A 26,773-nucleotide genomic window follows, 5' to 3' on the forward strand; every position below is an offset into this window, starting at 1 on the left:
CCCGCCGGGAACGTCGATTTGACAGTCTCGTCGAGATGGTTAAGATGGAACGGTTGCCTCGTTGCGAGGCAGCGGATCCGATCCTGACCTTCACGACGCGTCGTCTTGACGGTCTGGTCGGGACGGATGAGGTTGCCCTGTGCGTCCTGCTTTGGTGGGTGTGTGGGTGCGTCCGATCCTTGAGAACTCAACAGCGTGCACTTGTCAAATGCCAAATTATTCTCGTCGGCCTCTTTTGTGGGGTTGGTTGAGTATTCCTTTGGATCAAATTTTGTGTGAATGTCAGTAATGATGTTCGTTTTTTGGTCATGGTTGAACTCGCTGCTTTCTGGTCGTTTTCCCGGCTGGTTGGTCAGCATCGTTTTTTTACGGAGAGTTTGATCCTGGCTCAGGATGAACGCTGGCGGCGTGCTTAACACATGCAAGTCGAACGATGAACCTGGGGCTTGCCCTGGGGGATTAGTGGCGAACGGGTGAGTAACACGTGAGCAACCTGCCCCTGACTCTGGGATAAGCGCTGGAAACGGTGTCTAATACTGGATATGTCCTATCACCGCATGGTGTGTGGGTGGAAAGATTTTTCGGTTGGGGATGGGCTCGCGGCCTATCAGCTTGTTGGTGAGGTAATGGCTTACCAAGGCGTCGACGGGTAGCCGGCCTGAGAGGGTGACCGGCCACACTGGGACTGAGACACGGCCCAGACTCCTACGGGAGGCAGCAGTGGGGAATATTGCACAATGGGCGGAAGCCTGATGCAGCAACGCCGCGTGAGGGATGACGGCCTTCGGGTTGTAAACCTCTTTTGTCGGGGAAGAAGCCTTCGGGTGACGGTACCTGGAGAAAAAGCACCGGCTAACTACGTGCCAGCAGCCGCGGTAATACGTAGGGTGCAAGCGTTATCCGGAATTATTGGGCGTAAAGAGCTCGTAGGCGGTTTGTCGCGTCTGTCGTGAAATCCTCAGGCTCAACCTGAGGCTTGCGGTGGGTACGGGCAGACTAGAGTGCGGTAGGGGAGATTGGAATTCCTGGTGTAGCGGTGGAATGCGCAGATATCAGGAGGAACACCGATGGCGAAGGCAGATCTCTGGGCCGTAACTGACGCTGAGGAGCGAAAGGGTGGGGAGCAAACAGGCTTAGATACCCTGGTAGTCCACCCCGTAAACGTTGGGAACTAGTTGTGGGGTCCTTTCCACGGATTCCGTGACGCAGCTAACGCATTAAGTTCCCCGCCTGGGGAGTACGGCCGCAAGGCTAAAACTCAAAGGAATTGACGGGGACCCGCACAAGCGGCGGAGCATGCGGATTAATTCGATGCAACGCGAAGAACCTTACCAAGGCTTGACATACACCAGAAGACCCTGGAAACAGGGGGCTCTTTGGACACTGGTGAACAGGTGGTGCATGGTTGTCGTCAGCTCGTGTCGTGAGATGTTGGGTTAAGTCCCGCAACGAGCGCAACCCTCGTTCTATGTTGCCAGCACGTTATGGTGGGAACTCATGGGATACTGCCGGGGTCAACTCGGAGGAAGGTGGGGATGACGTCAAATCATCATGCCCCTTATGTCTTGGGCTTCACGCATGCTACAATGGCCGGTACAATGGGCGGCGATACCGTGAGGTGGAGCGAATCCCAAAAAGCCGGTCCCAGTTCGGATTGAGGTCTGCAACTCGACCTCATGAAGTCGGAGTCGCTAGTAATCGCAGATCAGCAACGCTGCGGTGAATACGTTCCCGGGTCTTGTACACACCGCCCGTCAAGTCATGAAAGTCGGTAACACCTGAAGCCGGTGGCCTAACCCTTGTGGAGGGAGCCGTCGAAGGTGGGATTGGTAATTAGGACTAAGTCGTAACAAGGTAGCCGTACCGGAAGGTGCGGCTGGATCACCTCCTTTCTAAGGAGCATCTGTGCCTGGTCTTTCGGGGCTGGGTTCCAGAACCTCGGTCAGGGCCGGTTGTGCTCTGCGGGGGCTCATGGGTGGAACGTTTGACATGGCATTCGAGCTGCGAGCTTGGGTCAGTACGGCCTTCGGGTCTGGAACGCTGGGGTTCGGGGGTTGGGTGCGTGCACGCTGTTGGGTCCTGAGGGACCGGGCCGGCTCGGTGGAGTCGTGCTGGACCTCGTGGCCCTTTTTGTCGTCTCCGGTCGGGGATGGTGAGGGGGGTCCGCCCGTACTTTGAGAACTACACAGTGGACGCGAGCATCTTAAAGAAAACGATCATCAGTCTTTGTGACTGGTGTGCTCATGTGATGTCAAGTCTTTAAGAGCAAACGGTGGATGCCTGGGCATCTGGAGCCGAAGAAGGACGTAGCAATCTGCGATAAGCCTCGGGGAGCTGATAAGCGAGTTTTGATCCGAGGATCTCCGAATGGGGAAACCCCGCCGGGCGTTTGTGCGACCCGGTGACTCCCGTCTGAATGTATAGGGCGGGTAGAGGGAACGTGGGGAAGTGAAACATCTCAGTACCCACAGGAAGAGAAAACAATAGTGATTCCGTGAGTAGTGGCGAGCGAAAGCGGAGGAGGCTAAACCGTTTCTGTGTGATACCCGGCAGGGGTTGCAGGGACGGGGTTGTGGGACTTTTCTGATCATTCTGCCGGATGGTCGACGTGATGTGGCGATATAGACGAACCGTTTTGAAAAGCGGGCCGTAGTGGGTGCCAGCCCCGTAGTCGAAATGTCGTGCGCAGCGTGAAGAGTATCCCAAGTAGCACGGGGCCCGAGAAATCCCGTGTGAATCTGTCAGGACCACCTGATAAGCCTGAATACTCCCAGATGACCGATAGCGGACAAGTACCGTGAGGGAAAGGTGAAAAGTACCCCGGGAGGGGAGTGAAATAGTACCTGAAACCGTTTGCTTACAAACCGTTGGAGCCTCCTTGGTAGGGGTGACAGCGTGCCTTTTGAAGAATGAGCCTGCGAGTTAGTGATATGTGGCGAGGTTAACCCGTGTGGGGGAGCCGTAGCGAAAGCGAGTCTGAAGAGGGCGTCGTAGTCGCATGTTCTAGACCCGAAGCGAAGTGATCTATCCATGGCCAGGCTGAAGCACGTGTAAGAGCGTGTGGAGGGCCGAACCCACTTAGGTTGAAAACTGAGGGGATGAGCTGTGGATAGGGGTGAAAGGCCAATCAAACTTCGTGATAGCTGGTTCTCTCCGAAATGCATTTAGGTGCAGCGTTGCGTGTTTCTTGCCGGAGGTAGAGCTACTGGATGGCCGATGGGCCTCACCAGGTTACTGACGTCAGCCAAACTCCGAATGCCGGTAAGTGAGAGCGCAGCAGTGAGACTGTGGGGGATAAGCTTCATAGTCGAGAGGGAAACAACCCAGACCACCATCTAAGGTCCCAAAGCGCGTGCTAAGTGGAAAAGGATGTGGAGTTGCTTAGACAACCAGGAGGTTGGCTTAGAAGCAGCCATCCTTGAAAGAGTGCGTAATAGCTCACTGGTCAAGTGATTCCGCGCCGACAATGTAACGGGGCTCAAGCACGCCACCGAAGTTGTGGCATTGACATTTTTGGTAGGCCTTCGTGGTCCAGCCGTGTTGATGGGTAGGAGAGCGTCGTGTGGCGAGTGAAGCGGCGGGGTGACCCAGTCGTGGACGCCACACGAGTGAGAATGCAGGCATGAGTAGCGAAAGACGTGTGAGAAACACGTCCTCCGGAAGACCAAGGGTTCCAGGGTCAAGCTAATCTTCCCTGGGTAAGTCGGGACCTAAGGCGAGGCCGACAGGCGTAGTCGATGGACAACGGGTTGATATTCCCGTACCGGCGAAGAACCGCCCAAGCTAATCCAGTGATGCTAAGTGTCCGAAGCTTCCCATCGTCACCTTCGGGTGGCACCGGGGGGTGGAGCACACGACCCTATGCTGGTGCGGTTAGCGTGTTAACAGGTGTGACGCAGGAAGGTAGCCCATGCCAGGCGATGGTTGTCCTGGTGCAAGCGTGTAGGCCGGTCCCTAGGCAAATCCGGGGGCCATGCGGCTGAGACGCGATGCGGATGAAAAGTGGGTGATCCTCTGCTGCCGAGAAAAGCATCGACGCGAGGTTCCAGCCGCCCGTACCCCAAACCGACTCAGGTGGTCAGGTAGAGAATACCGAGGAGATCGAGAGAATCGTGGTTAAGGAACTCGGCAAAATGCCCCCGTAACTTCGGGAGAAGGGGGGCCATCCGCTTATACCCACTTGCTGGGGAAAGGGCGTGGTGGCCGCAGAGACCAGTGGGTAGCGACTGTTTACTAAAAACACAGGTCCGTGCGAAGACGCAAGTCGATGTATACGGACTGACGCCTGCCCGGTGCTGGAAGGTTAAGAGGACCGGTCAGCCAGTAATGGCGAAGCTGAGAATTTAAGCCCCAGTAAACGGCGGTGGTAACTATAACCATCCTAAGGTAGCGAAATTCCTTGTCGGGTAAGTTCCGACCTGCACGAATGGCGTAACGACTTCCCAACTGTCTCAACCACGAACTCGGCGAAATTGCATTACGAGTAAAGATGCTCGTTACGCGCAGCAGGACGGAAAGACCCCGTGACCTTTACTACAGCTTGGTATTGGTGTTCGGTGTGGCTTGTGTAGGATAGGTGGGAGACGGTGAAGCGGGCACGCCAGTGTTCGTGGAGTCATTGTTGAAATACCACTCTGGTCACTCTGGATATCTAACTTCGGACCGTGATCCGGTTCAGGGACAGTGCCTGGTGGGTAGTTTAACTGGGGCGGTTGCCTCCTAAAGAGTAACGGAGGCGCCCAAAGGTTCCCTCAGCCTGGTTGGCAATCAGGTGGCGAGTGTAAGTGCACAAGGGAGCTTGACTGTGAGACTGACAGGTCGAGCAGGGACGAAAGTCGGGACTAGTGATCCGGCAGTGGCTTGTGGAAGCGCTGTCGCTCAACGGATAAAAGGTACCTCGGGGATAACAGGCTGATCTTGCCCAAGAGTCCATATCGACGGCATGGTTTGGCACCTCGATGTCGGCTCGTCGCATCCTGGGGCTGGAGTAGGTCCCAAGGGTTGGGCTGTTCGCCCATTAAAGCGGTACGCGAGCTGGGTTTAGAACGTCGTGAGACAGTTCGGTCCCTATCCGCTGCGCGCGGAGGAAGTTTGAGAGGATCTGACCCTAGTACGAGAGGACCGGGTTGGACGAACCTCTGGTGTGCCAGTTGTTCCGCCAGGAGCACCGCTGGTTAGCTACGTTCGGGATGGATAACCGCTGAAAGCATCTAAGCGGGAAGCCGGCCTCAAGATGAGACTTCCATCACCTTCGGGTGGAGAGGCTCCCAGCCAGACGACTGGGTTGATAGGCCAGATGTGGAAGCACGGCAACGTGTGGAGCTGACTGGTACTAATAAGCCGATGACTTGATAACACCCCCTGTTTTCTGCGGGTGCTCGCGTCCACTTTGTGGTTCTCGACGTACGGTCGGGAACCGACAACACACACTCATTTGTTGTGTGTTGCTGAAACGTCAATAGTGTTTCGGCGGCCATAGCGTGAGGGAAACGCCCGGACACATTCCGAACCCGGAAGCTAAGCCTCACAGCGCCGATGGTACTGCAGGGGAGACCCTGTGGGAGAGTAGGACACCGCCGGACTTCTTCTGTGAAAGAGCCGCCCATCGCCGGGCGGCTCTTTTGCGTTAACGCGATGACGAGTTGACTTCGTGCGGTTCTCGGCTATGGTCAGTGGCATCCGCCCGCCAGCCGAAAGGGGAAGCGAGTCAGATGGCAGGGAAGACGCCGCAGTCACGATCAGGGAAGAAGGCACCGAAGCTCTCCCTCAAGGAGAAGCGCGCACAGAAGCGCGCGAAGCGTGAACCGGAGGCCTTCCTCAAGCCGCGCAAGGGCGCGGACAGCTGATTCCGAGCGGCGACGCCGCTCGGACGGGCGGCATCGTCACTCCCGACAGCGGGGCGCTCCGATCGATGATGCTCGGAGCGCCCGTTCACCTCCGCTCCACGCCCAGCCGCCGTTCCAACTGACGCGCCACGTCGCGCACGGCCGCTGTCGGATCATCGGCGGGCGCTGTCTCCCACGTCACCGCGACGGCGGCAGCAGGCCAGTCCGTGTGATCACGCACGACGACGGCGACGGATCGGAATCCGGGCGTGACCTCGCCATCCTCCCGGGCGAAGCCCTCGGCACGGACCTCCCGCAGCGCCTCTCGGAGTTCTGCGGGGCGGGCCGGCCCGCGTCCCGTGCGGTCCGTGAAGGACGCCACGTCAGGGTACAGTGCCCGCACCTGGCTGCGCGGCAGCGCGGCCAGCATCGCCCGGCCTGTTGCAGTCAAGTGCGCGGGCAGGCGCACGCCGACATCCGTCACGAGGGCCGGCCGGCGTGCCGCCCGCTCCTCCACGATGTACAGCACATCGCGTCCGCTCATGACCGCGAGGTGGGCGCTCTCGCCGACTCGGTCGGCGAGAGCGGCGATCAGCGGACGACCGAGTCTGGCCAGCGGCTGCTGCCTGGCGTATCCGCCGGCGAGCTCGAAGGCACTCGTCCCCAGTCCCCAGCGCCGCTGCTCCGGAAGGTGCACGACGAAACCGTGCTCCTGCAGCGTCGCCAGCAGGTGGTAGACGGTCGACCGAGGGATCTCCAGGTCGCGTGCCAGGGCGGATGCGGCGATCGGCGCGGCCCTGCGTGCCAGATGCCGGAGGATCCGCAGCGTCTGATCCGCCGCCGGGACCTGCGGACGCTCACCACCGGCATCCGCAGCCGTATTGTCTGGTATCACAGACACAGTCTGTCACAACGGCCTCCCGCGGATGCGCTGCGCGGTGTGGAATCAGAGCATGCAGCATTCCTCATCCGTCATCGTCGGCGCGGCTCCCCTCACCACCGCCGATGTCGTCGCCGTCGCCCGACGGTCCGCAAGAGTCGAGATCGCGGAGAGCGCACGCGAGCGCGTGACCTCCGCACGCGCCGTCATCGACGGCCTCGCCGCCGACCCCCACCCCCACTACGGCGTCTCCACGGGCTTCGGCGCCCTGGCGACGACGTTCATCGCACCGGAGCGGCGCCGTCAGCTGCAGGCCAGCCTCATCCGCTCCCACGCCGCCGGCACGGGCGCCGAGGTCGAGACGGAGGTCGTGCGCGCCCTGCAGCTGCTCCGACTGCAGACCCTGGCATCCGGACACACCGGCGTGCGACCCGTCGTCGTCGACACCTACGCGGCCATGCTCAACGCGGGCATCACCCCCGTCGTGCGGGAGTACGGGTCCCTGGGCTGCTCCGGCGACCTGGCGCCTCTCGCACACGTCGCCCTCGCGGCGATGGGGGAGGGCGAGGTGCGCGTGTCGGGCGCGCTGATGCCCGCTGCCGAGGCACTGGCGGCAGCAGGGATCGAACCGCTCGTGCTCGTGGAGAAGGAGGGCCTCGCCCTCGTCAACGGCACGGACGGGATGCTCGGGATGCTGCTGCTCGCGCTGCACGACCTGGACGAGCTGCTGTGCACGGCGGATCTCGCCGCGGCCATGTCCGTAGAGTCCCAGCTCGGCACCGACGCCGTGTTCGCCGCAGACCTCATGGCCCTGAGGCCGCAGGCCGGGCAGGCGGAGTCCGCGGCGAACCTCCGCGCGTTCCTCGCCGGATCCCCCATCGTCGCCAGCCACAAGGGGCCCGAGGACGGCCGTGTGCAGGACGCCTACTCGCTGCGCTGCTCCCCGCAGGTGCACGGCGCCGCGCGCGACACTCTCGCGCACGCCGCCACCATCGCCGGGCGGGAGCTGGCATCCGTCGTCGACAACCCGATCATCACCTCCGATGGACGCATCGAGTCCAACGGGAACTTCCACGGGGCGCCCGTGGCCGTCGTGCTGGACTTCCTCGCGATCTCCGTCGCCGATGTGGCATCCGTCTCCGAGCGCCGTACCGACCGCGCGCTGGACCCCGCGCGCAATCGCGGGCTGCCGCCGTTCCTCGCCCACGAGGTCGGCGTCGACTCGGGTCTGATGATCGCGCAGTACGCCGCAGCGGGGATCGTCTCGGAGCTCAAGCGGCTCGCGGTCCCCGCATCCGTCGACTCCATTCCCTCCTCCGCCATGCAGGAGGACCATGTGTCGATGGGCTGGGCGGGCGCGCGCAAGTTGCGCCGCGGCATCGACGGACTCGCCCGGGTCCTGGCCATCGAGATCCTCACCGCCGCCCGCGCGCTCGACCTGCGCGCGCCGCTCGCGGCGGGACCCGTCACCGGCGCCGTCCGGGACCTCGTCCGCACGGCGGCCGAGGGTCCGGGACCCGACCACTTCCTCTCACCCGACCTGGAGGCCGTCACCGAGCTCGTCCGCTCCGGTGCCGTCCTGCGCACCGCGAAGGAGCACGCGAATGTCTGAGCCCACCCTGCACGACCCGAACCGCACCGTCCGCGCCGCGCGCGGCGATCAGCGCACCGCCAAGAGCTGGGGCGCCGAGGCGGCCAAACGGATGCTGATGAACAACCTCGACCCGGAGGTCGCCGAGCATCCCGAGGACCTCGTCGTCTACGGCGGCACCGGTCGTGCCGCACGCAGCTGGGAGGCCTACGACGCCATCGTCCGCACCCTCGACGAGCTCGAGCCCGACGAGACACTGCTCGTGCAGTCCGGGAAGCCGGTGGGTGTGTTCCGCACCCACGAGTGGGCACCGCGCGTGCTCATCGCGAACTCGAACCTGGTGGGCGACTGGGCCACCTGGCCCGAGTTCCGCAGGCTCGAGGCGCAGGGCCTGATCATGTACGGGCAGATGACCGCCGGATCGTGGATCTACATCGGCACCCAGGGCATCCTGCAGGGCACCTATGAGACCTTCGCCGCCGTCGCCCGGTCGCTCGGCCGGGACTCGCTGAAGGGCACTCTGTCGCTCACCGGCGGTGCCGGCGGCATGGGCGGCGCCCAGCCGCTCGCGGTCACCCTCAACGAGGGTGCGGTGCTCATCGTCGACGTCGACGAGTCCCGGCTGGCGCGCCGTGTCGAGCACGGCTACCTCGACGAGTACCACACCGACCTCGACACCGCCGTGGCGCGGGCCGTGGCCGCGAAGGAGGCCGGTGAGGCGCTCTCCGTCGGCATCGTGGGCAATGCTGCGGAGGTCTTCCCCGAGCTGCACCGCCGGCAGCGGGCCGGTGAGATCTCGATCGACGTCGTCACGGATCAGACCAGTGCGCACGACCCGCTGGCCTACCTGCCGGTCGGGATCGCGTTCGAGGACTGGAAGGCCGAGGCGCAGCGCGACCCCGCCGGGTTCACCGAGCGGTCGAGGGCGTCGATGGCCGCTCACGTGAACGCCATGGTGGCGTTCCAGGACGACGGCGCCGCGGTGTTCGACTACGGGAACTCGCTGCGCGCCGAGGCGAAGCTGGGCGGCGCCGATCGGGCGTTCGAGTTCCCCGGCTTCGTGCCGGCGTACATCCGCCCGCAGTTCGAGGAGGGCCGCGGACCGTTCCGCTGGGCCGCGCTCTCCGGCGACCCGGAGGACATCTACCGGACCGACCGCGCCATCGCCGAACTGTTCCCCGAGGACAAGGCGCTGCACCGCTGGCTGGAGAAGGCCGCGGACACCGTGCACTTCGAGGGCCTGCCCGCCCGGATCTGCTGGTTGGGCTACAAGGAGCGCCACCTCGCCGGACTGAAGTTCAACGAGATGGTCGCCTCGGGCGAACTGTCCGCGCCGATCGTCATCGGCCGCGACCACCTGGACTCGGGTTCGGTGGCGTCGCCGTACCGGGAGACCGAGGCCATGAAGGACGGCTCGGACGCCATCGCCGACTGGCCGCTGCTGAACGCCCTGCTGAACACCTCATCGGGCGCCAGCTGGGTGTCACTGCACCACGGCGGCGGCGTGGGCATCGGCCGCAGCATCCACGCCGGTCAGGTCACCGTCGCCGACGGCTCGGAGCTGGCCGCGCAGAAGCTCGAACGCGTGCTCACCAATGACCCCGGCACGGGAGTCATGCGCCATGTGGACGCCGGGTACGAGCACGCGAAGGACGTCGCCCGCGAGCGCGGTCTGAAGGTGCCGATGCTGTGACTGCCACGCTCATCACGAACATCGGGGAGTTGACGACGAACGCCGGCTCCCCGGAGGACCGGTCCGGCACGCTGCACGACGCGGCCGTCCTCCTCGAGGACGGCAGGATCGCGTGGGTCGGCCCGGCATCGGACATTCCCGCACTGCCCGGCGGATACCTCGACGTGGACGCTGCGGGCCGGGCCGTCATCCCCGGATTCGTGGACAGTCACAGTCACATCGTGTTCGGCGGCGACCGCGCGGCGGAGTTCGAGGCCCGTATGGGCGGGCAGCAGTACGCCGCCGGCGGCATCCGCTCCACCGTCGCCGCCACCCGCGCGGCATCCGACGACGAGCTGCGCACCCGCATGAACGGGCTCGTGGCGGAGATGCTCGCGCAGGGGACCACCACCCTCGAGATCAAGAGCGGGTACGGACTGGACGTCGCCACGGAGGAGAGGCTCGTGCGTCTGGCCGCCGAGGTCACCCCCGAGGTCACCTTCCTCGGCGCACACGTCGTCCCGGAGGAGTACGCGAAGCGCGCAGACGCCTACGTCGACCTCGTCGTCGGCGACATGCTCGACGCCTGCGCGCCGCATGCGAAGTGGATCGACGTGTTCTGCGAGACCGGGGCCTTCACCGTCGCGCAGTCCCGACGGGTGCTCGAAGCCGGCATCGCGCGCGGTCTGCAGCCGCGTCTGCATGCGAGTCAGCTCGGCCCCGGCGACGGCGTGCGGCTGGCGATCGAGCTGGGTGCGGCATCCGTCGACCACGGCACCTACCTCACGGATGAGGACGTGGCCGCGCTCTCGGCATCCGACACCGTGCTCACCGTGCTGCCGGGCGTGGAGTTCTCCACCCGGCATCCGTACCCCGACGCACGGCGGCTCATCGACGCGGGCGTGACCGTCGCGATCGCCTGCGACACCAACCCCGGCTCGAGCTTCACCTCGTCGATGCCGTTCTGCATCGCGCTGGCCGTGCGGGAGATGGGCATGACGACCGCCGAGGCGGTGTGGGCCGCGACCGCGGGAGGCGCCGCGGCGCTGCGCCGCGATGACATCGGGGTGATCGCGCCCGGAAAGCGCGCCGACCTCGTGCTGCTGGACGCCCCCACGCGCGTGCACCTGGCCTACCGGCCCGGGGTGCCGCTCGTGAAACAGGTATGGAAGGACGGCGTCGCGGTCCGCTGACGCCGGAGAGGACGAAGACATGGCGCTTCCGCACGACGAGCTCTGGCCCCGGGCCGGATCCTGGCCCGCCCCGGCGCCGGGAGAGAAGTCGGATGCCGTGCTGCTGGGCGTCCCCACCTGGCGCACGTCGATCTCGGCCACCGGCGCGCACGCGACGCCCGCGGCCATCCGCGCCGCGCTCCCGCGGTACAGCGCCACGCTCCTGGGCGCGCCCGCGGTCGACGTGAACGAGGTGCTGCGGATCGCGGATGCCGGTGACGTGCACGAGCCCGACGGCGACGAGGGCGTGCAGCGCACGGTCGACCGTGTGCGGGAGCTCTCCGCCGACGCGCGGCTGGTGATCGCGCTGGGCGGCGACAACTCCCTCACCTATCCCGTCGCCCGTGGTGCCGGCGCCGGGGGCCTGGTCACCATCGACGCGCACTACGACCTGCGCGACGGCGTCTCCAACGGATCTCCGGTGCGCAGGCTCGTGCAGGACGCCCCCGAGGGAGAGCGCATCGACCCGAAGCGGATCGTGCAGATCGGGATCGCCGACTTCGCCAACTCGGCGGCCTACGCCCGGCGCGCGGCCGACTGGGGGATCCGCGTCATCACCCTCGACGAGGTGCGCCGCCGCGGCATCGATGAGGTCGCAGCGGAGGCACGGGAGGTCGCGGGTGCGGCATCCCGCATCCATCTGGACGTCGACGTCGACTCCGCCGACCGGGCCGCCGTGCCGGGGTGCCCGGCGAGCGTCCCCGGCGGCTTCGCCGCATGGGAGCTGCGTGCGCTCGTGCGCGCGCTCGCCGCGGATCCGCGCGTGGTCAGCGCCGACATCGCCGAGGTCGATGCCGAGGCGGATGCCGAGGACGGCCGCACGGTGCGTCTGGCCGCGCTGTGCGTGCTGGAGCTGCTGGCCGGCCTCGCGTCCCGCTAGGGCCCTGCTCCCGCGGGGAATCGCGTGTTCCGGTCGCGATCCCGGTACCGTGGGGGCATGGCTCGGATACTCGTCATCGGCGGCCATGGCAAGGTCGCCCTGCTGCTCTCTCCCGTCCTCGTCGCCCGCGGCGACGAGGTGACCGCGTTGATCCGCAATCCCGCTCACGCCGAGGAGGTGCGCGCCACCGGGGCGGCCCCCGTCGTGTTCGACGTCGAACGGGAGGACCGCCCGTCGCTGGCGGGCGTCATCAGCGGCCACGACGCGGTGGTGTGGTCGGCCGGTGCGGGCGGCGGCGACCCGGCCCGCACCCACGCGGTGGACTTCGCCGCGGCCGTGCGCTCGATGGACGCGGCCAAGGATGCCGGGGTGCGGCGGTACATCATGGTGTCGTACTTCGGCTCGTCCCCGCAGCACGGCATCCCCGCCTCGAACTCGTTCCACGCCTACGCCGAGGCCAAGGCCGCCGCCGACGAGTACCTGCGCGCGACGTCGCTGGAGTGGACCGTCCTGGGACCGAGCTCGCTGACGCTCGACGAGGGCACCGGTCTCATCGACGTCGAAGCGGATGCCTCAGGGCGGGTGTCCCGGGCGAACGTGGCGCAGGTCATCGCGCAGGCGCTCGTCGAACCCGCGACCACGCGGAGGACGATCCGCTTCAACGACGGCACGGTGCCCATCGCCCGGGCGCTGGCGGGCTGAGCAGGCGCCCCGTCTCGTGGCTGCTGCGCCGCCTCAGCCGATCGGCGCCGGGATGAGCGCGTGCGCGACGGCGAAGATCGCGGCGCCCGCCAGTGCACCCACGACCGTGCCGTTGAGACGGATGTACTGCAGATCGCGGCCGACCATCAGCTCGATCTTCTCGGTCGTCTCCGCCGCGTCCCACCTCTCGACGGTGTCCGTGATGATCGAGGCGATGTCGTGCCGGTACCGGTCGACGAGGAAGACCGCGGCGTCGGTCACCCAGCCGTCCACGCGGCCCTGGAGAACGGGGTCGGTCGCGAGTCTGTGCCCGATATCGGCGACGGCGGACGCCGCGCGGCGCCGCAGCCCGCTGTCGGAGTCGGCGAGGGCCGCGAGAAGGCCCGCCTTCGCGGTGTTCCAGACCTCGGCGGCGAGGCCGGTGACGCGCGGGCTGTCGAACACGGCGGCCTTGGCGCCCTCGAACCGCTCGCGCATGGCGGGGTCGTGCTGCAGACGCTCGGCGAGCCGGGCGAGGTAGCCGTCGAGAGCCAGCCGTGCGGGATGCCGAGGGTCGGCCTGCACGGCCTGCACGAAGCGCACGGCCTCGTGATGCACCGTCTCGTCGACGAAGCGGTGCGCGAGGCGCGGCACCCAGGCGGGCAGACGCCGAGACACGAGGCCGCGGAAGGCCTGCGCGTTGGCGTCCAGCCAGGCGGCGATGCTGTCCGCGGCCAGGTCCACGGCACCCCGGTGAGCGTCGGCCCGGACGATGCGCTCGAGCCAGTTCCCGGCCGACGGCGCCCAGTCCGGGGCGATGAGGTGACGGCGGGCGAGGTCGGCGATGAGGCTCTGCACGTCGTCGTCACTGAGCGCGCGCAGCACGGCGGATGCCGCGGTCGAGGCCTCGGCGGCGACCCGCTCGGCGTGCACGGGCTCGCGCGCCCATTCGCCGAGCCGACGCGACAGGGCGGTGCGGGAGAGCTTGTCGCGCACGACGGGGCCGGAGAGGAAATTCGTCTCGACGAACTCCCCGAGGGTGCGGCCGATCTCGTCCTTGCGGTTGGGGATGATCGCCGTGTGCGGGATGGGCACGCCCAGCGGATGCCGGAACAGCGCCGTCACGGCGAACCAGTCCGCCAGCGCGCCGACCATGCCGCCCTCAGCGGCCGCGCGCACGTAGCCGAGCCAGGGGATGCGGTGCTCGAACCAGAACGCGAACACGAACACCACGGCCATGAGGATCAGTGCGCCCAGCGCCACCGCCTTCATCCGGCGCAGGCTCCGCAGCCGTTCCTGATCGGCCGGGGACAGCAGCGCCATCGGGGTGCGGGACATGTAGGTCAGTCTGCCACGGGGCGCGCCGCGCACCGCGTGCGGGGGAGGGACTTCGACGTCCCGGGGTGAGGGCGTTCAATCCGTTCTCGCCGTGATCCGGTTACCCTCAAAGGGTGATCGACGACATCAAGAAGCGTGCCCTGCACCGTACCAGCATCCTCGAGGGGCAGCTGCGCGGCATCGCACGGATGATCGAGAACGAGGAGTACTGCATGGACATCATCACGCAGTCGCGTGCCGTGCAGCGCTCGCTGGAATCACTGAACCGCCTGCTGCTGGAGAACCACCTGCGCACGCACGTCACCGACATGTTCGAACGGGGCGGTGACGAGCGCGAGACCGCGGTCGCGGAGCTGCTGAAGGCGTTCGACTTCGACCGGCGCTGATCAGGCGTCCGGCGTCTCCAGCGGCCCGAGCCAGGCGCTGGCCGCCGTGGCATGCGCGGACTCCGGGTCGGAGGGGTGGAACATCCCCGCCAGCACGTCGCGGTACAGCCGGGACAGCTCGTCGGAGGTGAAGTACGAGCCGCCGCCGGCGACGAGCATCGCCTCGTCGACGACCTGCTTGGCCATCACCACGGCGCGGTGCTTCACGCCCGACAGCAGCGTGAACCAGCGCGGGCCGTGGTCGCCCCGCGCATCCACGTCGTGCGCGAGCGACGCGATCTGCGGCGGCAGGGCATCGTAGGCCAGACCCATGTCGGCGATCCGCCAGCGGATGTCGGGATCCTGACTGTACGTCGTGCCGCTCTTCTTCGATCGCCGTCGTTTGGCGGTGTCGACCGCGAGATCCAGCGCCCGCCGCGCGATGCCGGTGTACACCGACGCCAGCAGCAGCTCGAAGACGCTGAAGATGCCGAACACGATCGGATCGGGGTTGGGGCCCGGATCGATGCGCCGCACCACGTGCTCCGGCGTCGCGATCGCTCCGTTCAGCCGCGTCGTCCTGCTCTGCGTCGCCCGCATGCCGAGGGTGTCCCAGTCGTCGCTGGTGACCACGGCATCCGTCCTGTCGATGAACGCGAATACCAGCTTCGGGGCATCCGCGCTGGTCGTGTCCAGGCCGTGCAGGCCGAGCTTGGTCCACACCGGGGCGAGCGAGGTGAAGATCTTCGTGCCGGTGAACGAGTATCCCCCGTCCGGCCGTGGTTCGGCATCCGTGTCGCTGCCGAACAGCACCAGGTCGTTGCCGCCCTCGCTGATGCCGAACGCGAACACCTCACCGGCAGCCGCGCCGCGCTGCACGAACTCGAGACCCGGCACGCCGCGGTCGCTGAACACCTTCGCGACGCCGGTCCAGACCAGATGCATGTTCACCGACAGCGCCGTGGCGGAGGATGCCGTGGCCAGGCGCTGCTGCAGCAGCGCCGCCTGCTCGAGGCCCAGACCGGCCCCGCCCAGCTCGGTCGGCACGAGGATCGACAGGTACCCGGCGGCGCGGAGCTCGTCGAGATCCTGCTGCGGGAACGTGTTCTCGCGGTCGTGCACGACCGCTCGCTCGCGGATGCGCTCGAGCAGGTCGTCGGGGAGGAAAGCCGCGGCGTCGAAGGTGCTCACGCGCCCAGCCTATGCCTCGTGCGGGTGTCGGGGCAGGGTCAGTCGTCCACGATAGGGATGCTGAGGGTCTCGGTGTCCGGATACGGGCTGGGGCCCCGGCCCCCGGATCCGGGAACGCGCGGACGAACACGACGGAGACGACGAGGCCGGTCAGGCGAACAGCATGGCCGCCGGATAGGCGCCGGTGGGACCGCCGAGGTCGATGAGGATGCCGGCGGCGGCCAGCACGACGCCTGCCGCGCCGTACGAACGGGTCTGCCGTTCGACGTGCAGGAGGATCGCGAGGCTCATCATGCCGTTGGGCAGACGGGCCACCAGCTGCGCGGCGATGATGCGCCCGACTCCCGGTGTGCGCAGGAGGTCCCGATGACCCGCCATCCGAGAACACCATCCGCCGCTCACGACGGCGCGTGAGGGACCCAGGTGCGACACGCCGCGACACGCCGAAGGAGGTTCTCCACAGGAAATCGGATGTCGGTGGTGGGGCGTAGCGTGCGGCCTGTGGATGGATCCCGCAGAAGTCCTCGGGAGCCGCGGGAACACGCGGTTCCCGGGTCTTCGACGCCGGTGCGCGGCTGTGGAAGGATCCGTGGACAAGCTGTGTTGAAACAGGGGAGAGCGGTGGAAAACTACACAGATGTAACTACTACCCCTAGTGGTCGGCCGCAATGTCCGTACCTATATGTAGTATTGAAGTCCCGGCGGGGGGTCTGCCGGGGAAAAGCTGAGATCTGAGGGGAAGAAGACAGAAATCATGTCGATCACGGTCTATACGAAGCCTTCGTGCGTGCAGTGCAACGCCACCTACCGTGCCCTTGATGCGAAGGGCATCGAGTACGAGGTTCACGACCTCTCCGAGGATGCGACGGCGCTCGAGCAGGTCAAGGCCCTCGGATACATGCAGGCACCGGTCGTGGTCACCGACGAGGACCACTGGTCGGGCTTCCGCCCCGACAAGATCGACGAGCTCGCGGCTCGTCTGGCGTGAGGTGAGAGGCCATGAGCGCCGTCGCGACCTCCGCGCCGCTCCTGGTCTACTTCTCGAGCGTCTCGGGTAACACCGCACGCTTCATCGAGAAGCTCGGGCTTCCCGCTCTCCGCATCCCCCTGCACCGAGGCGACGAGCAGATCGTCGTCGACGAGCCGTACGTGCTCGTGACCCCCACCTACGGGGGCGGTCAGGGGCGCGGGGAGGAGAGGGGAGCCGTTCCCAAACAGGTCATCCGCTTCCTCAACGACGAGCACAACCGGAGCCTGATCCGTGGAGTCATCTCCGCGGGGAACACCAATTTCGGCGAGTCGTTCTGCCTCGCCGGCGAGATAGTGAGCCGCAAGTGTCATGTGCCGCACTTGTACCGGCTTGAGGTATTCGGCACGCCCGACGATGTCGATCGCGTGAGCGACGGATTGGAACGATGGTGGACACCGCAGTTGACGAGCAGGCAGTGACGAGCCAGGTGGAGTTCAAGGTCAACCCCGCGTACGAGGGGCTGGACTACCACGCGCTGAACGCGATGCTGAACCTGTACGACGCGAACGGGAAGATCCAGTTCGACGCCGACAAGCGCGCCGCACGCGAGTACTTCCTGCAGCATGTGAACCAGAACACCGTGTTCTTCCACTCCCTCAAGGAGCGCCTGGATTACCTGGTGGAGAAGCAGTACTACGAGCCCGCCGTCCTGGACCAGTACTCGTTCGAGTTCATCCAGAAGCTCAACGACTTCGCGTACTCGAAGAAGTTCCGTTTCGAGACGTTCCTCGGCGCGTTCAAGTACTACACCAGCTACACGCTGAAGACCTTCGACGGCAAGCGCTACCTGGAGCGGTTCGAGGACCGCGTCGTGATGACCGCTCTCGCGCTCGCCGAGGGGAACGAACAGATGGCGACGGACCTGGTCGACGAGATCATCTCCGGCCGCTTCCAGCCGGCGACCCCGACCTTCCTCAACGCGGGCAAGGCGCAGCGCGGTGAGCTGGTCAGCTGCTTCCTGCTGCGCATCGAGGACAACATGGAGTCCATCGCCCGCGGCATCAACTCGTCGCTGCAGCTCTCCAAGCGCGGCGGCGGCGTGGCGCTGCTGCTGTCGAACATCCGCGAGTCGGGGGCGCCCATCAAGCAGATCGAGAATCAGTCCTCCGGCATCATCCCCGTCATGAAGCTCCTCGAGGACAGCTTCAGCTACGCCAACCAGCTCGGCGCGCGCCAGGGAGCCGGAGCCGTGTACCTGTCGGCGCACCACCCCGACATCCTGCGGTTCCTGGACACCAAGCGCGAGAACGCCGACGAGAAGATCCGCATCAAGACGCTGTCGCTGGGCGTGGTCGTTCCCGACATCACCTTCGAGCTGGCGAAGAAGGGCGAGGACATGTACCTGTTCTCCCCGTACGACGTCGAGAGGGTCTACGGTGTACCCTTCGGGGACATCTCGGTCACCGAGAAGTATTACGAGATGGTCGATGACGCGCGCATCAAGAAGACCAAGATCAACGCCCGCGAGTTCTTCCAGACCCTCGCCGAGATCCAGTTCGAGTCGGGTTACCCGTACATCATGTTCGAGGACACGGTGAACAAGGCCAACCCGATCAAGGGCCGCATCAACATGTCCAACCTGTGCAGCGAGATCCTGCAGGTGAACACGCCCACCACGTACAACACCGACCTGTCGTACGACCAGATCGGCAAGGACATCTCCTGCAACCTCGGCTCGATGAACATCGCACTCGCGATGGACGCCGACGACCTCGGCAAGACCGTCGAGACGGCGATCCGTGCGCTGACCGCGGTGAGCACGCAGAGCCACATCAGTTCGGTGCGATCGATCGAGGACGGCAATGACCGCTCGCATGCGATCGGGCTGGGGCAGATGAACCTGCACGGATACCTCGCCCGTGAGCACGTGCACTACGGTTCGGAGGAGGGCATCGACTTCACGAACATCTACTTCTACACGGTGCTCTTCCACGCGCTGCGCGCTTCGAACCGCTTGGCGATCGAGCGCGGTGAGGCCTTCGACGGCTTCGAGGACTCGACGTACGCGTCGGGGGCGTTCTTCGACAAGTACATCGAGCGCGCCTGGGCACCGGAGACCGAGAAGGTCAAGGAGCTGTTCGCGGGCAAGTTCATCCCGACTCAGCAGGATTGGGCGGAGCTGCGTGACAGCATCCGCGAGCACGGCATCTACAACCAGAACCTGCAGGCCGTGCCGCCGACCGGGTCGATCTCCTACATCAACAACTCGACCTCGTCGATCCACCCGATCGCCTCGAAGATCGAGATCCGCAAGGAGGGCAAGCTCGGACGCGTGTACTACCCGGCGCCGTTCATGACGAACGAGAACCTGGAGTACTACCAGGACGCGTACGAGATCGGCTACGAGAAGGTCATCGACACCTACGCGGCCGCCACCCAGCACGTGGACCAGGGTCTGTCGCTGACGCTGTTCTTCAAGGACACCGCCACCACTCGCGACATCAACAAGGCGCAGATCTACGCCTGGCGCAAGGGCATCAAGACCATCTACTACATCCGTCTGCGTCAGCTGGCACTCGAGGGGACGGACATGTCCGAGTGCGTCAGCTGCATGCTGTGATGCGTCGGCACGGACACTTTCAGAACAGGAACGAAGAACGATGACTCCCTCCCCGAAGCTGCAGCTGGTCAGCCATGTCGATGCGATCAACTGGAACCGCATCGAGGATGACAAGGACCTCGAGGTCTGGAACCGACTCACGGGCAACTTCTGGCTGCCCGAGAAGGTGCCGCTGTCGAACGACGTGCAGTCGTGGAACACGCTCACCGAGCAGGAGCAGCTCCTGACGATGCGCGTGTTCACGGGGCTGACGCTGCTCGACACGATCCAGGGCACCGTCGGCGCCGTCTCGCTGATCCCCGACGCGATCACCCCGCACGAGGAGGCGGTGTACACGAACATCGCGTTCATGGAGTCCGTGCACGCCAAGAGCTACTCCTCGATCTTCTCGACGCTCGCGTCGACGAAGGAGATCGACGAGGCCTTCCGCTGGTCGACCGAGAACCAGAACCTGCAGAAGAAGGCGCGGATCATCATCGACTACTACCGTGGCGATGACCCGCTCAAGCGCAAAGTCGCCTCCACTCTGCTGGAGTCGTTCCTGTTCTACTCGGGCTTCTACCTGCCGATGTACTTCTCGTCGCACGCCAAGCTGACCAACACCGCCGACCTGATCCGCCTCATCATCCGCGACGAGGCTGTGCACGGGTACTACATCGGCTACAAGTACCAGCGCGGGCTGGAGACCGAGACGCCGGAGCGCCGCGACGAGCTGAAGGACTACACGTTCTCGCTCATGTACGAGCTGTACGAGAACGAGGTGCAGTACACGCAGGACCTTTACGACGGCGTCGGCCTGACCGAGGACGTCAAGAAGTTCCTGCACTACAACGCGAACAAGGCGCTCATGAACCTCGGCTACGAGGCGATGTTCCCCTCGACGGTCACCAACGTGAACCCGGCGATCCTGTCGGCCCTGTCGCCGAACGCTGACGAGAACCACGATTTCTTCTCGGGGTCCGGTTCGTCGTACGTCATCGGCAAGGCCGAGGCCACCGAGGACGACGATTGGGACTTCTAGGAGCCCCGGATTCCCTGTGAAGCCCGCGAAGGCTTCCAAGAGGCCGGGACCTGCAGATTTCTGCGGGTCCCGGCCTCTTTTGCGCCCTCTGTGCCGAGTACGAGGAGGTACGGGCTCACCTGAGAGTCAGGCGATGGGGCGGCACGTGACCTGAATCCGGGTCGCGCGCACTCCTGAAGCCGTGCCCCGTGGCACGTCGCAGAAAGGCCGGACGATTCACGGGTCACAACCGGACGGAGCACCAACTCCAAATCCGCCCGCCGACCTCAGGCCGGCCACGACGAGCCCTTGCAGGCAGCTCACGGTGACGTCGTTCAACTACTTGACAATCCGTGATCGGTCTGGGGGTCGAGGAGGATGGCGGTGATCGACGATCGCTCAGCGCGGCGCGTTCCGGGGACCGGGCCGGCTTGACGGGAGAGGATCCTCTGATCTAATTTAACCATTAGGTATAGAACAGTTTGGTTGAGTATTTGAGAGCGGTTCGCATGGCGACAGATGAGTTGAGTCGTATCTTCGCGGCGCTGGGTGATCCCACGCGACGTGCTCTCCTGGCCCGGTTGTCCCGCGGCCCTGCGGGGGTGGGTGAACTGGCCGAACCGTTCGAGATGTCGTTCGCGGCGGTTTCCAAGCACCTGCGTGTTCTTGAAGTCGCGGGCCTGGTGAGTCGAGGGCGCACGGCGCAATACCGTCCTGCGTTTCTCAACGCGAGGCCGCTGAGGGAGGCGGCCGAATGGATCGACGACTACCGGCAGTTCTGGACCGACAGCTTTGACGCCCTCGACGAGCACCTGAGCTCACTGACGGACAAGGAGAAACCATGACCGGAACTACCCCTGATGGAATCGTCATCGACCGTGACTTCTCTGCGGATCTTCCTACGGTGTTCACCGCATGGACTGCTCCAGAGCACTTCGCGCGCTGGTTCGGAGGCAAAGACGTCCAGGTGCCGCTCGACAGCCTGAACTTCGTCGCCGAACCGGGGAGGACGTGGACCGCGCAGATGGTGCTGCCGGACGGCAACACCATCGACTGGACTGGCGAGTTCGTCGAAGTCGTCCCGCACACGCGACTGGTTCTCACCATCACCGACAAGCCTTCCGAAGAAGGCCGAGCGCGGATCGTCGTGGAGCTGACGCCCATCGGCGGCGGCACTCACATGCACTTCACCCAAGAGACCCCCGGCTTCACACCCGAGCAACAAGTTGGTGTCCTCCACGGCTGGCAGGGCTTCTTGGACGAGCTCGAACAGATTGTGGTGGGCTGAAGCCACGCGCCGACCGGCTGTGGCGGGTGGGTGATCCACGTCGAGATCGACGCCGGTGATCGCCCGAGAGAAGCAGCCCCGTCGCCTGCGGTTGACGCATCCACCGGCGCAATGACTCGGCCTCGACCCGCAACCGTTTCGAGATCTTCTCGCACGCGGTCGTCACGTTCGGATACTCGTCGAGGATGCGGCTTCAAGCAGAGCACGGTGCAGAACGAGACACGGTGACGAATGAGGCTTCATCCGCCCCAAGCCGCGAGCTTCTCCGGATTGCGAACTGCCCAGATGTGAGCGATCTTGCCGTGGTGATGGCCGAGGCAGATGACCGCAAGAGTCTGTCCGCCTCCGGTGACGACGAGGCCGGGCTCGCCATTGACGAGTTCTTCGCGGATCGTGAGATCAGGCTGCCGGTTCTTGACGTTCAGAAAGAACCGGGCGACCTCGTCAGCACCGAGCAGAGGCTCGATGGCTGCGGAGACCAGCCCGCCACCATCGGTGATGGCGGTCGCGTCGGGGTCGAGCAGGCCGATGAGCGAGACAAGGTCGCCTGTTTCCCACGCGACCTTGAACGATCGCACGACGGCGGCGTGCTCGGTGGGAGCGGTCATGGAGCGACGCGCGTTCCGTACTCGACGACGCGCGGAAGAGGCAAGTTGACGGCAGGCCTCGGTGCTGCGCCCGACGATCTCTCCGATCTCGGGAAATGTGTATCGGAACACATCGTGGAGGACGAATGCGACCCGCTCTGCTGGAGTCATGGATTCCAGGACGATCAGCAGCGCCATCGACACCGATTCGTCCATGCTCACCCGGTCGGCGGGATCTAGGGGACTCGTGTCGTGATGACTCGTCCAGGCGCCGGCTGTGGGGATGGGCTCGGGGAGCCATTCGCCCACGTACTGCTCCCGGCGTGCGCGGGCGGTTGTGAGCATATCGAGGCCGATGCGGCTGGCGGTCTTGATGAGCCAGCCTCGTGGCGAGGTGATCTGTCGCCGGTCGGTGTCGCTGAGTCGGTACCAGCGCATGTAGGTCTCCTGCACGGCATCTTCGGCATCAGCGATGGAGCCGAGGATCCGGTAGCACAACCCGAGAAGGACGCCACGCTCTCCGATCGCGTCGCCGAGCTCGGGGGATTCGGCTCGGCGGAAGTGACCTGGAGTGGTCATGAGTTCCTCCTTCCGTCGAACGGATGCGCCGACGCTCTGGCTCTATCGGATCACATGCTTCTGCGAATAGGACGAGACAGCCTGCAGAAGCGTGAGGTCCGCCACCCGACCGATGAGTCCGGTCAGGACGCGGCGGACGCCTCGGGACCTGCGCGTCCGGCCACTGATGCCGGTGTGTGGTCGTCTGGCACGTGACGTTCCGGGCGCATGACCGGGGCGAAGCGGTCGCGGAAGAACCATTGCGAGAGAGCGACGCGGATACGGTCGCTCAAATGGATGCGTCCCTCCTGATCGGGGCGGAGCATCAAGGGCTCGTTCCTTTCGTGGCTCAGGAGCATCCACTGTTCGGAGGGTGTGACGGGCTGGTGCACCTCGGCGTACCCGCCGCCTGGCATCCGGACGATCCGCCCGGACTCGTGCCCGTGCACCGCGATCTCGCGGTCTTTGCGTTGCAGTCCCAGACAGACGCGCTTGGCGATGGTGAACCCGATGACGGGGCCGAGGACGAGCAGGCACTGGAGCACGAGGACCACCTGCTCCACACTGAGAGAGAAATGCCAGGCGATCAGGTCACTGGCGGCGCAGAGCCAGAGCACTGCGTAGAACACGACCCCAGCGATTCCGATGCCCGTGCGGGTGGGAGCATTGCGCGGTCGGGTCAGGAGACGCCGCTCCTGCCGGTCGTCCGTGATCCACGCTTCGATGAACGGGTAGATCATCGCGGTCAGCAGGAAGAGGGCACACACCGCGAGCGGTACCAGGATCGCGAGTGCCCATGTGCATCCTGCCCAGTGGACCTCCCATCCGGGCGGTACGAGGCGCTGCGCGCCGTCGAGGAACGCGAGATACCAGAGCGCGCCGCCGCCTGCGGAGGCGTTGCCCGGATCAGCAGGGCCGTAGAGCCAAACCGGGTTCACCGTCACGGTCGCTGCGATCCCGGTCAATGCGCCGGTGACGATGAAGAACAGGCCGACGCTCTTCACGGCGGTGGCGCGTGCAGGCTTGCCGACGACGTTGCGTTCCGTGCGACCCGGTCCGGTGCGCTGTTCGGGGCCGTGCACGGTGTTCAGCAAGCCGATCACGACGACAAGAGCGACCAGCACGGCAGGAAGGAGGATCACATGCAATGGGTAGAACGTCGTCACCGCGGCGGTGGGATAGCCGCCCTGGAAGACCAAGAACGAAAGCCGGGCGCCCACGGCCGGGAGGGCTTTGAGCAGGCCGTCCAGTACGGCGAGACTTGAGCCGGAGAGCATGTCATCAGGAAGGATGTGCCCGGTGAACCCCTCCGCCATGCCGAGGATCAGGACACCGAAAAGCAGCACCCACGTCAACTCCCGCGGCTTGCGGAAGCCGCCGGTGAAGAACACTCGCAGGATGTGCAGCATCAGCGCCGCGATCATCAACGACGAACTCCACGCGTGGAGCTGCCGCGTCAGCAGTCCACCACGGGTGTCGAGTGAGAGCCGCAACGTCGAATCGAAGGCGCGCGACATCTCCACACCCCGCATCGGTTCGTACGCGCCGTCGTAGACGACCGTGCCGGTCGATGAGTCGTAGAAGAACGCGAGAAACACCCCGGTCAGTAGACACACGATGAGACTCGCGACCGCGATCTGCCCGAGCAGTGACGACCAGTGGTCGGGAGCCGCACGATCACGCCATGACCGAAGCGTGGTCATGATGTTCGTTCGCTCGCCGAACCATTGCTCGACTCGTTCCATGACCTGAGTGCTTTGACGCCGTGTGTGAGCCAACCACGCATCCTTCCCTCGGCAAGACCGGGCACACGCCCGATCCGCAATGAGGACGAGATGGTCGAGCTGAACGTGAGGTCAGAGCCTGACTCGCCGCATGTCCTCACGTTTCACGGCGCTGCGTCGTCTTCCTCTCGGAGCGGGCGATCGTCTGCTCTTCGTCCGGGCGGGGCCGTTTCGCGTCGAGTCTGGATGCCGACCGCAAGTTGAGGAGGCCGAGCATGGCACGTCCTGTCACGTTCATCAACGTCATCGACGTCGACCCGTCCAGACAGCAGGAGGTGATCGACATTCTGAACGAGGGCACCACCGAGGTCATCTCGAAGCGACCCGGATTCATCTCGGTCACGATCCTCGCCAGCCCGGACAAGTCCCGAGTCGTGAACATCGCGCGCTGGGAGAGCATGGATGATGTGAAAGCGACCCAAGCCGATCCCGCTGCAGCGAAGTTCGTCCAGCGCACCGCCGACATCGCGACAGCGAGCCCTGGCGTCTACATGGTCGTCTCCGAGTTCACCGCCTGAGTCCTCTGAGTCCGCCGGGTGTCTTCCGCCCGGCGGACTCGGCAGCGGGACCTCACCCGGTAAAGCTAAGATCGAGTATGGCAGCGGTCGATGCGGATGAGTTCGCCAGGCTTGTCGCTCCTTACCGGCGTGAGCTCTTCCTCCACGCTTACCGGCTCACCGCAGGGACTGCAGACGCCGAAGACGCCGTACAGGAAGGCCTGCTTGCTGCATGGCGTGGCTACTCGAGGCTCCGTGATCAGCTCGCACTTCGTGCGTGGCTCTATCGCATCGTCACGAATACGGCGCTCCGCCTCATCGAACGTCGGGGACCGCGACTACTGTCCTGGGACCACCTTGCCGCCAGCGACCCTGCTTCAGAGCTCGCCGCACCACGTGAAGATGCGCGCTGGGTGGAACCGTTCCGTGACATCACAAGCCCAGAACACGCGGTCGAACGGCGAGAACATATCGAGCTCGCATGGATCGCAGCACTGCAGCACTTGCCCGCGACTCAACGCGCGGTGCTGATTCTGAGGGAGGTGCTGGAGTTCTCGGCTGCCGAAGTCGCAGATATCCTCGACACTTCGTCGGTTTCAGTCAACAGCGCACTGCAGCGTGCACGCAAGACGTTGGCTCGGCGAAAGCCGCAGGCCCAGCAGAGTAAGAACCCCGAGCTTGACCAGGCAGCCGTGCGCGCCTTCGTCTCGGCCTTCACTTCAGGGGATGTCGAAGGCGTGATCGCGTTGCTCACCGAGCAGGCGAAGTTCACAATGCCTCCGCTGCCTGCCTGGTTCGAGGGGCGCACCGACATCGCCACATTTTTGCGCGGGAGCGTGTTCGCCACGCCTTGGAGGGTGCACAAGGTGGATGAGGTGAACGGTCATCCAGCGGTGTTTGGTGAACAGTTCTGGGAAGGCGAGTGGCGACCTGGGGCACTGATGATCCTGCACCTGCGTGACGGACAACTCGAATGGCTGGCATCGTTCGTCGGCCCGATGTGCGTCGAATGGGCGAAAGAACTTCCGGGTAAGCGATGAATCTTTGCGGCAGGGTGCATCTGATGTGTTGACGCTCGCAGACGGAAGGAGCACATTGTGCGCAAGATCGTCGTCAACAACATCGTCTCACTCGACGGCTTCTACGCCGACAGTACCGGTAACCCGCTGGTGTTGAATATGGATGGGGCTTTCGATGAATCCAATCTCGACAGCATCAATGCCGCGAGTACGGTGTTGCTGGGGCGAGAATCCTTCGACGGGTTCAGCGCCTACTGGCCGTTTATCGCCGACGCCCCAGCTGCCGATGGACCCGACGCTCGCCGTTTCAGCCAGGTGAACCGGGCCATCAGTCGCCGCTACAACATACTCCCGAAAGTCGTCGTCAGCGATGGCGGCCCGATCGCTTCGGACAACCCTTGGGTCCAAACCACCACACTCCTGCCTCGCGGCCAGGCCCTCGATTGGCTTCGTGATGCAAAACTGTCCAGTGGCGAGGACATCCTGATCTTCGCGAGCCGGCGAACATGGAACTGGCTTCTCGGCCATGACCTGATCGACGAGCTGCACTTGCTGGTCAGCCCAGTCTCGCTTGGCACTGGGGTGAGGCTTTTCGATGCACCCGTCGACCTCGAGTTGCTCGAGAGCCGCCGGTACGACCGGTCGTCGAACGTGCAGCTTCGCTACAGGGTATGCAGGAGGTGGCCGTGAGGCGCGAACCAGTGGAACCTCGCGCTCGATGAGCTCAGGCACGCGAGGAGGCGTCCTGTTGGGGAGCCGTCGAGCTTCAGGTTCGCTTGCGGCGGATACACAGCA

General features: G+C 64.9%; 21 protein-coding genes, 3 rRNA genes and 1 pseudogene. 19 read left to right on the forward strand and 6 right to left on the reverse strand.

The window, feature by feature from the left end; all coding sequences use genetic code 11:
* The first annotated feature begins 365 nt into the window (after positions 1-365).
* From ABD770_RS10155 to ABD770_RS10170, 4 genes are all read left to right on the forward strand, one after another.
* Positions 366-1,892 (forward strand): 16S ribosomal RNA (locus ABD770_RS10155).
* 357 nt (positions 1,893-2,249) lie between these two features.
* A 23S ribosomal RNA gene (locus ABD770_RS10160) occupies positions 2,250-5,356 on the forward strand.
* Positions 5,357-5,465: 109 nt separating this feature from the next.
* Positions 5,466-5,582: ribosomal RNA gene (rrf, locus tag ABD770_RS10165) — 5S ribosomal RNA — on the forward strand.
* Together the 16S, 23S and 5S rRNA genes form the textbook arrangement of a ribosomal RNA operon.
* Positions 5,583-5,711: 129 nt before the next feature.
* Positions 5,712-5,846 (forward strand): hypothetical protein, encoded by a 135-nt coding sequence (locus ABD770_RS10170; protein WP_344819436.1) that lies wholly within the window; start codon positions 5,712-5,714, stop codon positions 5,844-5,846.
* A gap of 85 nt (positions 5,847-5,931) precedes the next feature.
* Here the strand turns inward: ABD770_RS10170 and ABD770_RS10175 are convergent, their stop codons facing one another.
* Positions 5,932-6,726, reverse strand: a complete 795-nt coding sequence (locus ABD770_RS10175; protein ID WP_344819437.1) for an IclR family transcriptional regulator — start codon at positions 6,724-6,726, stop codon at positions 5,932-5,934.
* Between the two features lie 52 nt (positions 6,727-6,778).
* Here ABD770_RS10175 and hutH point away from each other — a divergent pair, with 52 nt between their 5' ends.
* From hutH to ABD770_RS10200, 5 genes are read left to right on the forward strand one after another with little or no spacing between them, the layout of a single operon-like run.
* Positions 6,779-8,317, forward strand: coding sequence for a histidine ammonia-lyase (hutH, locus tag ABD770_RS10180; protein WP_344819438.1), 1,539 nt, complete (start codon positions 6,779-6,781; stop codon positions 8,315-8,317).
* Entirely contained in the window at positions 8,310-9,989 is a 1,680-nt protein-coding gene (gene hutU / locus ABD770_RS10185) for a urocanate hydratase (RefSeq protein WP_344819439.1), read from the forward strand. The genes hutH and hutU overlap by 8 nt, the downstream gene beginning before the upstream one ends.
* Positions 9,986-11,161, forward strand: a complete 1,176-nt coding sequence (gene hutI / locus ABD770_RS10190) for an imidazolonepropionase (RefSeq protein WP_344819440.1) — start codon at positions 9,986-9,988, stop codon at positions 11,159-11,161. Before hutU ends, hutI begins: the two co-directional genes overlap by 4 nt.
* Before the next feature lie 19 nt (positions 11,162-11,180).
* Positions 11,181-12,080 carry an agmatinase family protein gene (locus tag ABD770_RS10195; protein WP_344819441.1) on the forward strand — a complete coding sequence of 300 codons (900 nt, stop codon included), beginning with the start codon at positions 11,181-11,183 and terminating at the stop codon, positions 12,078-12,080.
* Between the two features lie 57 nt (positions 12,081-12,137).
* Entirely contained in the window at positions 12,138-12,782 is a 645-nt protein-coding gene (locus ABD770_RS10200) for an SDR family oxidoreductase (RefSeq protein WP_344819442.1), read from the forward strand.
* A 33-nt stretch (positions 12,783-12,815) separates the two neighbouring features.
* Here the strand turns inward: ABD770_RS10200 and ABD770_RS10205 are convergent, their stop codons facing one another.
* Positions 12,816-14,099: a DUF445 domain-containing protein gene (locus ABD770_RS10205; protein ID WP_344819443.1), complete on the reverse strand. Its 1,284-nt coding sequence runs from the start codon at positions 14,097-14,099 to the stop codon at positions 12,816-12,818.
* 113 nt (positions 14,100-14,212) lie between these two features.
* Here ABD770_RS10205 and ABD770_RS10210 point away from each other — a divergent pair, with 113 nt between their 5' ends.
* Positions 14,213-14,485 (forward strand): metal-sensitive transcriptional regulator, encoded by a 273-nt coding sequence (locus tag ABD770_RS10210; RefSeq protein ID WP_344819444.1) that lies wholly within the window; start codon positions 14,213-14,215, stop codon positions 14,483-14,485.
* On the opposite strand, the gene ABD770_RS10215 is transcribed toward ABD770_RS10210, so the two are convergent.
* Positions 14,486-15,655 carry an acyl-CoA dehydrogenase family protein gene (locus ABD770_RS10215; protein WP_344819445.1) on the reverse strand — a complete coding sequence of 390 codons (1,170 nt, stop codon included), beginning with the start codon at positions 15,653-15,655 and terminating at the stop codon, positions 14,486-14,488. It lies immediately after the preceding gene.
* Positions 15,656-15,841: 186 nt separating this feature from the next.
* Positions 15,842-16,033: pseudogene (locus tag ABD770_RS10220) on the reverse strand (MFS transporter); the annotation flags it as partial.
* Between the two features lie 376 nt (positions 16,034-16,409).
* Here ABD770_RS10220 and nrdH point away from each other — a divergent pair.
* The 6 genes from nrdH (at position 16,410) to ABD770_RS10250 (ending at position 21,533) form a co-directional block, all read left to right on the forward strand.
* Complete coding sequence (gene nrdH, locus ABD770_RS10225; protein ID WP_344819447.1) at positions 16,410-16,643, forward strand: glutaredoxin-like protein NrdH; 234 nt, start codon at positions 16,410-16,412, stop codon at positions 16,641-16,643.
* A gap of 11 nt (positions 16,644-16,654) precedes the next feature.
* Positions 16,655-17,104 carry a class Ib ribonucleoside-diphosphate reductase assembly flavoprotein NrdI gene (gene nrdI / locus ABD770_RS10230; RefSeq protein ID WP_344819448.1) on the forward strand — a complete coding sequence of 150 codons (450 nt, stop codon included), beginning with the start codon at positions 16,655-16,657 and terminating at the stop codon, positions 17,102-17,104.
* Entirely contained in the window at positions 17,071-19,245 is a 2,175-nt protein-coding gene (gene nrdE / locus ABD770_RS10235; protein ID WP_344819449.1) for a class 1b ribonucleoside-diphosphate reductase subunit alpha, read from the forward strand. The genes nrdI and nrdE overlap by 34 nt, the downstream gene beginning before the upstream one ends.
* A gap of 40 nt (positions 19,246-19,285) precedes the next feature.
* The gene (nrdF, locus tag ABD770_RS10240) at positions 19,286-20,266 is read left to right on the forward strand and encodes a class 1b ribonucleoside-diphosphate reductase subunit beta (RefSeq protein ID WP_344819450.1); all 981 of its coding nucleotides are present in this window, start codon (positions 19,286-19,288) and stop codon (positions 20,264-20,266) included.
* A 488-nt stretch (positions 20,267-20,754) separates the two neighbouring features.
* Positions 20,755-21,090, forward strand: a complete 336-nt coding sequence (locus ABD770_RS10245; protein WP_344819451.1) for an ArsR/SmtB family transcription factor — start codon at positions 20,755-20,757, stop codon at positions 21,088-21,090.
* Positions 21,087-21,533, forward strand: coding sequence for an SRPBCC family protein (locus ABD770_RS10250; protein ID WP_344819452.1), 447 nt, complete (start codon positions 21,087-21,089; stop codon positions 21,531-21,533). Before ABD770_RS10245 ends, ABD770_RS10250 begins: the two co-directional genes overlap by 4 nt.
* A gap of 239 nt (positions 21,534-21,772) precedes the next feature.
* On the opposite strand, the gene sigJ is transcribed toward ABD770_RS10250, so the two are convergent.
* Together sigJ and qcrB are read right to left on the reverse strand one after the other, a co-directional pair.
* A complete protein-coding gene (sigJ, locus tag ABD770_RS10255; protein WP_344819453.1) occupies positions 21,773-22,699 on the reverse strand; it encodes an RNA polymerase sigma factor SigJ in 927 nt (308 codons plus the stop codon).
* Positions 22,700-22,821: 122 nt separating this feature from the next.
* Complete coding sequence (gene qcrB, locus ABD770_RS10260; protein ID WP_425562748.1) at positions 22,822-24,423, reverse strand: cytochrome bc1 complex cytochrome b subunit; 1,602 nt, start codon at positions 24,421-24,423, stop codon at positions 22,822-22,824.
* Between the two features lie 254 nt (positions 24,424-24,677).
* Between qcrB and ABD770_RS10265 the strand changes: the two genes are divergently transcribed.
* From ABD770_RS10265 to ABD770_RS10275, 3 genes are all read left to right on the forward strand, one after another.
* Positions 24,678-24,980 carry an antibiotic biosynthesis monooxygenase family protein gene (locus ABD770_RS10265; RefSeq protein ID WP_344819455.1) on the forward strand — a complete coding sequence of 101 codons (303 nt, stop codon included), beginning with the start codon at positions 24,678-24,680 and terminating at the stop codon, positions 24,978-24,980.
* Positions 24,981-25,057: 77 nt separating this feature from the next.
* Positions 25,058-25,999 carry an RNA polymerase subunit sigma-70 gene (locus ABD770_RS10270; RefSeq protein WP_344819456.1) on the forward strand — a complete coding sequence of 314 codons (942 nt, stop codon included), beginning with the start codon at positions 25,058-25,060 and terminating at the stop codon, positions 25,997-25,999.
* Positions 26,000-26,056: 57 nt separating this feature from the next.
* Positions 26,057-26,668 (forward strand): dihydrofolate reductase family protein, encoded by a 612-nt coding sequence (locus tag ABD770_RS10275; RefSeq protein ID WP_344819457.1) that lies wholly within the window; start codon positions 26,057-26,059, stop codon positions 26,666-26,668.
* Positions 26,669-26,773: the final 105 nt, after the last annotated feature.

Origin of the sequence: Microbacterium soli (genome assembly GCF_039539005.1) — a bacterium.
GTDB classification, from domain to species: domain Bacteria; phylum Actinomycetota; class Actinomycetes; order Actinomycetales; family Microbacteriaceae; genus Microbacterium; species Microbacterium soli.